Annotated in this window: 7 protein-coding genes; 4 read left to right on the forward strand and 3 right to left on the reverse strand. The window is 59.1% G+C overall.

What is annotated here, in order from left to right; genetic code table 11:
* Positions 1-555: 555 nt before the first annotated feature.
* Positions 556-1,584 (reverse strand): ParB/RepB/Spo0J family partition protein, encoded by a 1,029-nt coding sequence (locus AB3X89_RS35730; RefSeq protein ID WP_368587429.1) that lies wholly within the window; start codon positions 1,582-1,584, stop codon positions 556-558.
* A 2-nt stretch (positions 1,585-1,586) separates the two neighbouring features.
* A complete protein-coding gene (locus AB3X89_RS35735; protein WP_368587430.1) occupies positions 1,587-2,240 on the reverse strand; it encodes an AAA family ATPase in 654 nt (217 codons plus the stop codon).
* A gap of 855 nt (positions 2,241-3,095) precedes the next feature.
* On the opposite strand from AB3X89_RS35735, the gene AB3X89_RS35740 reads away from it, so the two are divergent.
* From AB3X89_RS35740 to AB3X89_RS35755, 4 genes are all read left to right on the forward strand, one after another.
* On the forward strand, positions 3,096-3,644 hold the full coding sequence (locus AB3X89_RS35740) for a hypothetical protein (protein WP_368587431.1): 549 nt from the start codon (positions 3,096-3,098) through the stop codon (positions 3,642-3,644).
* A 246-nt stretch (positions 3,645-3,890) separates the two neighbouring features.
* Positions 3,891-4,214 (forward strand): hypothetical protein, encoded by a 324-nt coding sequence (locus tag AB3X89_RS35745; RefSeq protein ID WP_368587432.1) that lies wholly within the window; start codon positions 3,891-3,893, stop codon positions 4,212-4,214.
* A gap of 17 nt (positions 4,215-4,231) precedes the next feature.
* Positions 4,232-4,666, forward strand: a complete 435-nt coding sequence (locus AB3X89_RS35750; protein ID WP_368587433.1) for a helix-turn-helix domain-containing protein — start codon at positions 4,232-4,234, stop codon at positions 4,664-4,666.
* Complete coding sequence (locus AB3X89_RS35755; RefSeq protein ID WP_368587434.1) at positions 4,663-4,977, forward strand: hypothetical protein; 315 nt, start codon at positions 4,663-4,665, stop codon at positions 4,975-4,977. The genes AB3X89_RS35750 and AB3X89_RS35755 overlap by 4 nt, the downstream gene beginning before the upstream one ends.
* Positions 4,978-5,019: 42 nt before the next feature.
* Here the strand turns inward: AB3X89_RS35755 and AB3X89_RS35760 are convergent, their stop codons facing one another.
* Complete coding sequence (locus AB3X89_RS35760) at positions 5,020-7,140, reverse strand: phage integrase family protein (protein ID WP_368587435.1); 2,121 nt, start codon at positions 7,138-7,140, stop codon at positions 5,020-5,022.
* Positions 7,141-7,585 lie beyond the last annotated feature (445 nt).

Genomic DNA, 7,585 nt, shown 5'->3' on the forward strand with positions numbered 1-7,585 from the left:
TCCCAGCTGCAGGCGGATTCGGGCTAGCAAGGCAAGGTGGATTCGACAGACTAACGCGACCAACGAATAAACGATCACATCCGCGGAGTTCGAGGGCTTCACTCGAAAGGTGACATTTTCCGGGCCCCTTTCGCTGCGAACAGTGACGCATTCCGACCTCACGCTCTTCGTTGTGGTCAAAAACGCCGATCAGACGAGCGCGCGCCTCAGAACGAACGAGGATTCGGCCTACGAGAGAAGAGATCCACCCGGTTCCAAAACCGTGACGTATTCCGACCGGTCGGCGTTGAGGTGCGGGTCGAAGTGTGACGTATTCCGCCCCGTGCGGTGAAAGCTGCTTTGTCTTGTCAAGCTTTCAAAAGGTGCAGGATGAAAAGCTGGCCGAAAAGTGACATTTTCCGGGCTAACGGCGCGATTTCACTATTCGTAAACTGTGCGAGTAAGCACGTCGGCCCGGAATATGTCACTTTTCGAGTTTCGCGTCCATCAGTCCTTGGATGTCGGTGCAGGAAGAAGCGCCGGCTGCAGCGCTCTTCCTGCCATTGCACCACCGGCTTAATGAGCCTTATGCCCATCGTCTTCAAGCAGCTTCTTGAGAACGTCGATATATGCTTCTGCTCGATGAGGATCGTCCAAAGCAAGGCTGACCTGGATGTTCCCGTTGCCCCATTCTTTGATCGTCCCGATGGATGCGCCGTTGGAATCAGAGACCTTGTATTGACGGGAAAAAGTTTTTCTCGGTGCGCGCGCTTGGGCTAGTGCCTCGCGGATTGCCTTCACTTTTTGGAAGGACAAACCTTCATCCACAATTCTCTGCGCGAAGTCTCGCGTCTTTGTTTCATCGGTCGCTTTAAAGTAAAGGGCGAGCTCGTAAGAAATGTTGATGCCAAACTGCTCAGGGTAAAGCGAAATGAAGTCCTGAGCCGAAGTCGGCAACTCGAGGATGGTCAACGTTTTGCTGACCTTGGACTTACCCTCTTCAACAAGGTGAGCGAGCTCGTCGTTCGTCTTTGCATATCCTTCGTCGAGCAGTTTTTTGTAGCCTAGAGCAACGTCGAGAACCGTCTCTTGTTCGCGTTCGTTATTCGCGGCACGGGCGAGCCGATAGAAGTCGATCGGCTCCAGTCCATCTAACAGCTTGAGTTCTAACGTTGTGGCTCGATTTCGAAGGGCACCCTGTTTTCGGTAGTGACCATCGATCAGGATCGCACGTTCCGGGTCGCTTGGATGCCTCGCTGCCAAGGCCGGGACGAGCTGACCATCCTTAGCCATCGATACTGCGCGCGCGGAGATTTTTTCTTCCTGATAGATCGTCCGACTGTTCAACGGATTGTCGTCAATCTTGTCGATGGGCCAAGATGCGTAGGCCGCTTTAATCCTGCCTTCCCGTTCCAACGTTTCCACATAAATGCCTGTGTGGTCGGGTGCTACAGCGTGCCCATCGACGGGCTTTTCGAGAAGTGTCGTTCTACCGTCGAGCGCAGCCTCGACGCGCTCAAACCGAGACGTAATGCTTTTGTCACGCAGCGCCTGGTCGCGCTGCACGCCAGCACTCAACGCAGCTGAGAAATTTTTCTTTGCCATCGTTACTCCCCTACGACCTTCAGCACTTCGTCAACAAATGCGTTGATTTCTTTGTGAGCTGCCTTAGCGCCACGGATTTGCAAGACAGTACTGCCGGAGACTTCTGCCTCTTTGTAGGCTGTACGGAAGCCCAAACGCGTTTTAAGCATCGGGAGTTCCTCATCTTGCTCGGCAGCGTCAAATATTTGCTGAACAATCGTCACTTTTTGATCCATGTTGGCTAGCGAGCGAAGTTTCAGGTCGGGATTTGTCACCTGAGCGGACACGCCGAGTTTCTTGGCTTCTTGGACCGCCCAAAGATTCCCCCCGGAAGCTCCAACGGGGATCAAGCCGAGGTCAGAGATCAATAGGGCGACGGACGGGGCGCTGGACCGGATCGCAGGGGGGCAGTCGATGACTATGAAGTCATAGTCGGCAACGAATTTGGCGATCTCTCTGTCTGGACGGGGGCTTCTCGACAGGTTTGACAGCGCTGCGGGGAACGGACGATCGTCCGGCGCTGCGCCCACCGAAAGAGTCGCTGTCCCTTGATCGTCCAAGTCCACGAGAAGTGTCTTATGCCCCCTCAGTCCAAGGACGCCGGCCAGGTTACAGGAGGTTGTGGTTTTTCCTGACCCACCCTTCTGATTGAAGACGGTGATGATTTTTGCAGCCATGCGGGCTCCATTCGTTATTGCGCTCACGGATCAACCAACCTTGTTTCTACGTAGAAACCGGTAGCGTCAAGTTCGTCGAATCTTAGGTGTAGCAAATGAATAATTCAAGAACTCTTTGCTTTTGCAACAATATTCCGATGCATCGTTGTTCGGACGTCAAAGGCACAAGCCGGCACCTCGGCACCTCGGCGCCATAGAGACTGTTGCAGCCAAGGTTACGCGTAGAAATCAATGCACGAAGGCATTGGCGAAAATGCTTGAGTCCAAAGAATGTGAACCCGGCACCGCTTTGGACTGGAAGCTTGTAGTAGTTTCTGCGTAGAAACTAAAGGGCCGACGCACAATGAGCTCGAGTTGTTATTCGCAGCGAGATTGATCATCGACCGGTTTCTACGTAGAAACCGGTCGTTTGCTATCTATCAACTTTCCATCTAAACGGATGCGCCGCTTCTTGCGATGGATTAGATGCCGTCATTAACGAGCGCGAAAAGAACCGAGGGGGACAGGATCGGCTAAACGAAGGATCGCCCGTGCTTGCGAAGCGCGATTTGATATCGGAAGCTAGATCGGCTCGCCCGCATTGTCGAAGCTGATATAGCTCTCAGCAAGCTTGTCCCGGCCGATGCGCGCAGTGCAGAAACTTGCCATCGGCGTCGAGAGCTATTTCAGCCAGCACGGAACCTCGACAGTTTCTACGTAGAAACCGTTAGGCCATACAGACATTTTGGCAGATGGGGTCACGGCACGGTCGACCCAGGTGCACTCCGCGAGATGCTTCTCCGGCCTATGGCGACTTGACAGCGCCAAGCCGCTGATAAGCTATTCACTATTCACACGAAACGGGGCAATGCGAGAATGAACTACGACTTTTCCGCCATAGAGATTCCAAACCAGCGGGCAGCGATTGCTACCCACACGCGCTTGAAGGCGGCGAACGAATCGCTCGTTGTTATGGGCCAGTTCTATCTCGCGCTCATTGAGCGGGGACTCTGGCCGACCCAAAAGGCACTCGCTTCCGAGCTGGGGGTGTCTGGCGCACACATGTCAAGGATGCTCGCGGCAGCAAGGCTGCCTGAGGAGGTCTTGCGTGCATTTGGTGATCGGCATGCGTTTTCATTCACGGACATCGCGACGCTCCAGCTTTTAGTTAAAGAAAAAGGCGAGCAGGTCATCAAGCAGAGGGCGCAAGCTGTCCCGCAGAACGCGAGGCCGGAAGACGTTTTGGGAGCGTTGACTACCGGAAAACGGCCAGCGCCACTGGGAATCCGCGTCAGGCTTGGACGGGACAGGAAGCACCTACGCATCGAATCGCCGAACATTGAGCGAGTCATCCCGCGAATTGAGGAGCTTGAGCAGATTCTCAACGTATTGTTGGCAAGTGACAGAGCTGCCGCGCGCCGGTGAAACGGCAATCATTAAGGTGGGCGGGTCTAGGGGCCCTTATATACTGAATGTGCCCCTAGGTACGGACCAAGCGCTTCGCGCCAAGCGGCCTCCCAGAGGGGGGGGCGCCAGCGATGGGTCCCCAAATGCAAAGGGAAGGCGACGTCATCAACGAGAGGGAGCGAACAAATGGAGACGTTCTCCAAGCCGATAGGCGAGAATACCTTGAAAATTATTGGAAAAAACTCATAATCAAGGAGAGGATTCGTGCCGTGCTACCAGGATGACTATCACCCCGACGCGCTGCAGGACATCAACGTTCAGCGCCGGGCGGGCCGGTACCGGGCACTGGGCCAGCTGCTGGTATTGATTGACGACGTCATCGAGCATTGCCTGGCCTCCGGCGAGATGCCCGTCCAACCGGTTACGGTTCTCAACGGTCACGGCCTTTACGAACGCTGCGCTCCACAGATGTTCGGAGTGTTCGCCATTGAGCAGGCGCCATCGGCCGGCCACTTGCCGGTATTGCGGCTGCTTGCGGTTGACGTCACGCAGGCCGGCGCACGTGCAGCCGGCGCCGCACGGGTATGAAAGGGGAGGGAACGATCATGGGCAGGCTGACAGCACTACGCGACGAACTGATGCACAACCCGGAGTTTCGGGCCGGGTATGAGCAACAGTCACAACTGGTCCGCATCGGCCATATGCTGCGTGCCGCGCGCGAATCGCAGGATTTGACCCAGACAGAACTGGCGCGCCGACTGGACATCCAACAGTCGGAGATCAGCCGGCTGGAGAAGGGCGAGGGGGTGCACGGCCCGTCTTTCGACCGCATCGTGTCCGTCGCGCATGCGCTGGGGCTTAAGCTGGTGGTTGGCTTTTCAGATGAGCCTCATCCACGGGCCGAGGAAAGTGACCGGCTGCCGCGACTAGTCCGTGTGCGTCGCTCGCGCCGGGTGCGCGGCCGCGACGCGGTGCGCGTGGAGCGCGCAGGCGACGCTACCCCCGCCGACGAACCCGAGATCCTTTGGGGTGCGTTTTGACGGGCGAGCAGTGGCTGCACGTCGTTGAATACGGCGCCGAAGTCCTTGTGCTCGTAAGCGTGCTGCTGATCTGGTGGCCCGCCTTCAAGGTCAGCCGGGCGCTGCTGGCCGCCCGCGACCTGGCTCAGCTTGCCGCGCGCACCAGTTCGCCAAAGATCCGCGAACTGGCGACGGAACTCGAGAGCGATGCCAAGGCGGTGCCGACAGAATTCAGTGTGACCGACTACTGGATGCTGCTCGTTGGCTTTGCCTGCGGGGCGTTGTCATCGGCGATCAAACTCTTCTACCTAATTCCCGCGTCGCATCACTGAGTCCCCAGCCTGCCGGTCGATCCCTTCCGAAACTGGCTGCGGTTACGTTGATGCTCGTCGCAGGAACGATTCGGCTTCCCGGTACTGGCGGCCGAGCTCCGCAGTTGCATAGATGGACGTGGTGTCCAGGGAGTCATGTCCCGCAAATTGCCGTGCGCTTTCAAGGCTCATACCGTTGGCCACTGCATGAGACACGAACGTATGTCGTAGCCAATGCGTGCTGGCAGCATTGAATGCGCGCGCATGAGGGGAGTCTTCCCGAAGTGCGGCTGCAGTAGCCGACGCAAAAAAGCGCTTTACCGCCTTGTACAGCTGGTCTGGAGAGACCGGCCCGGCGCGTCGCGCAAGCTCGAAAAGGACCCGGGCAGAATCGGTACCGTTCTCGGTGGCTTCCCTTCGTGCACGCCCGATGTCACGCTTGTCCGGAAGGGCTGGGATCAGCGGCGTACCGACCGGGCAGGCGAGGGGATCGCGGGGGAAGCCGCGCGCCGCGAGGTAGTCTCCGAGTGCATCCAGCACAGCGGGCACGAGCGGGATGAACCGTTCCTTCGCGCCTTTGCCGACCACCCGTAACAGATAGATCGTGCCCAGCTCCGCACCGGCATAGCGCTCTCTGATGTCGTCGGTGAACGCACCGCACAGTTCCGCGCGCCGCAACCCGGTGCTGTACGCCAGGGACAGCACGAAGCGCATCCGTGCAGCTGCGGCGGAGTCGGGCAGTGCGTCGAGCACGCGCATAGCGAACGCCCAAGCTTCCTTTGTCAGGCTGCGTTCCACCTGAAGACGAGGTTTTACGGCCACGCGCCGCTCATTGCCTGCCGTGTCCTGTTCGGTACCAAGAAACACCTTGATCTTGGCGAAGGCGTTATGGTCCAGGTACTGCGCGTTCACCAGATCGCTGAAGAACTTTTTGAGGGCCGTCAACGCGTCCTGCCGGCTCTTGACCGACAGGGGGCCGCGGAAAGGGCGCCATCCCGGTTCGTTGCGGGGCACGGCACTGTCCATCACCCATTTCGCAGCAGGCTGCGGATCAACGAGGAAGCGGTTGACGTAGTCGCGCGCGTCATTGATGTCGAGGCTCGAGAGCGGTTTGCCCTTCGCGAAAATCGCCCATAGGAGCAAGCGTTCGGCTTCGGTGCGGTACTTTTCGCGAGTGTTCGGATTCTCGTAATCAGCCAGCCAGAATTCGATCGCCTGCCGGTCGTTCTGTGCGCCGCTGTTGTTCCTGATCAGGTTGCGGTTCGTGCCCTGCGAGCCATCGAGATCGGCGGGAACCAGAAAGTACTCGAGCGGCACGATGCCCGTCACGGGCTCGCGTCGGATCTGCGGCACCGGCAGGCTGCGTTCGGACGGGTGTGCCAGCGCATGCGGTTCGATCCGAAGGCCGTCGACGTCGCGGTAATGCTCCAGCCACGCCGAGATACGGCGCGCACCGGTTTCGCCCAGGCGCGGCACGTTCCGGTACCAGCGGTAACCGATCGCGTTGATGGTCTCAACGAGTTTGCCGATCGTGGAAATGCCCACGTCCGACAGGCGCAGCGCGACGGCAACATCGAACCAGCCGAGCACATGATGGTCCGGTTTGGGATCTTCAACCAGCAGGCGGGATAGCTCGTTGAGCGCCGCCATCTGCTTGGCACGCAACCGCGCGTTCCGCTGCTGCCGGCGCAGCGTTGCTGTCGCGTCAGCATCGTGACCCGCGTGGTTGGCGGCAAACAAGTCGAGCAGTTCCTTTTCCGTATGGAAGCCGTGCGGGTCATGCGTCGCGGCGAACTCGTCCAGCGACGGCACGACGGCCGCATCCGGCCCGGCGGGCGTGCCAAGCGCCGCCGGGCGAATCGCCAGCAGCCGCGCGGTCGCGAAGTCGTGGCGTTTGCGCGCGGCGGCGACGAACGCCGTCACCAGCCAGTTGCGCGTGGCTTCCGCCTTGCGAGCGTCGCGCCCGAACTCGAGATACTGGTCCGCCAGGTCGGCGAGATCCAGCCTCTCCAGATACCCGCGGAAGAACGCGAGGTGCTGCAGCCCGATCCGCCGTGTGTCGGTCTGTCGGCGCCGGGCCTGCCGCAGTCGGGCTTTCCTGCCAGCAGCCGGGGCCGTTGTGCGGCCGGGCGCGACCGGTGTTTCGCGAAACGCGACATCCTCGACTTCGCCGGTGATCAGCATGTGGTCCCTGTCCGGTACGGAAACTGTGTTGTTCGTTACATGTTGGGGCCGGGCGATGGTCCCGGACCGCGTGTCGCTGCGCCAGTCAGTGCATTGGGTACCCGATCGGAAGCCCTTGTGTGGCAAGGCTCCCGGGGGACACGCGCAAAAATGTACCCGGTTTCGTGCAAAAAATGAAGGCCCGGATAGTTGGAGCTATCCGGGCCTTCATTTCGGGACATGAGGAGGAAGCGGCGAGGGCACGCGCGGCTGCGCGCTCGCTTGTGCGGGGACGTGGGCCGCGCAACGGCTCCGGAGTTGCCCTGCTGTGGCTCTACGAGGCGTCCGGCCAAGATCCGGTCAAATTGCTATCATAAGCTTTATGGTTATGAAGTCAGAAAAACCTATTCGACTAAGGAATAAGGTGCTTACGCCGTGGACGCCCGCTTGCCGTAGGCGTCGTTGG

Source organism: Paraburkholderia sp. BR14320, assembly GCF_040948665.1.
Classification (GTDB): Bacteria; Pseudomonadota; Gammaproteobacteria; order Burkholderiales; family Burkholderiaceae; genus Paraburkholderia; species Paraburkholderia youngii.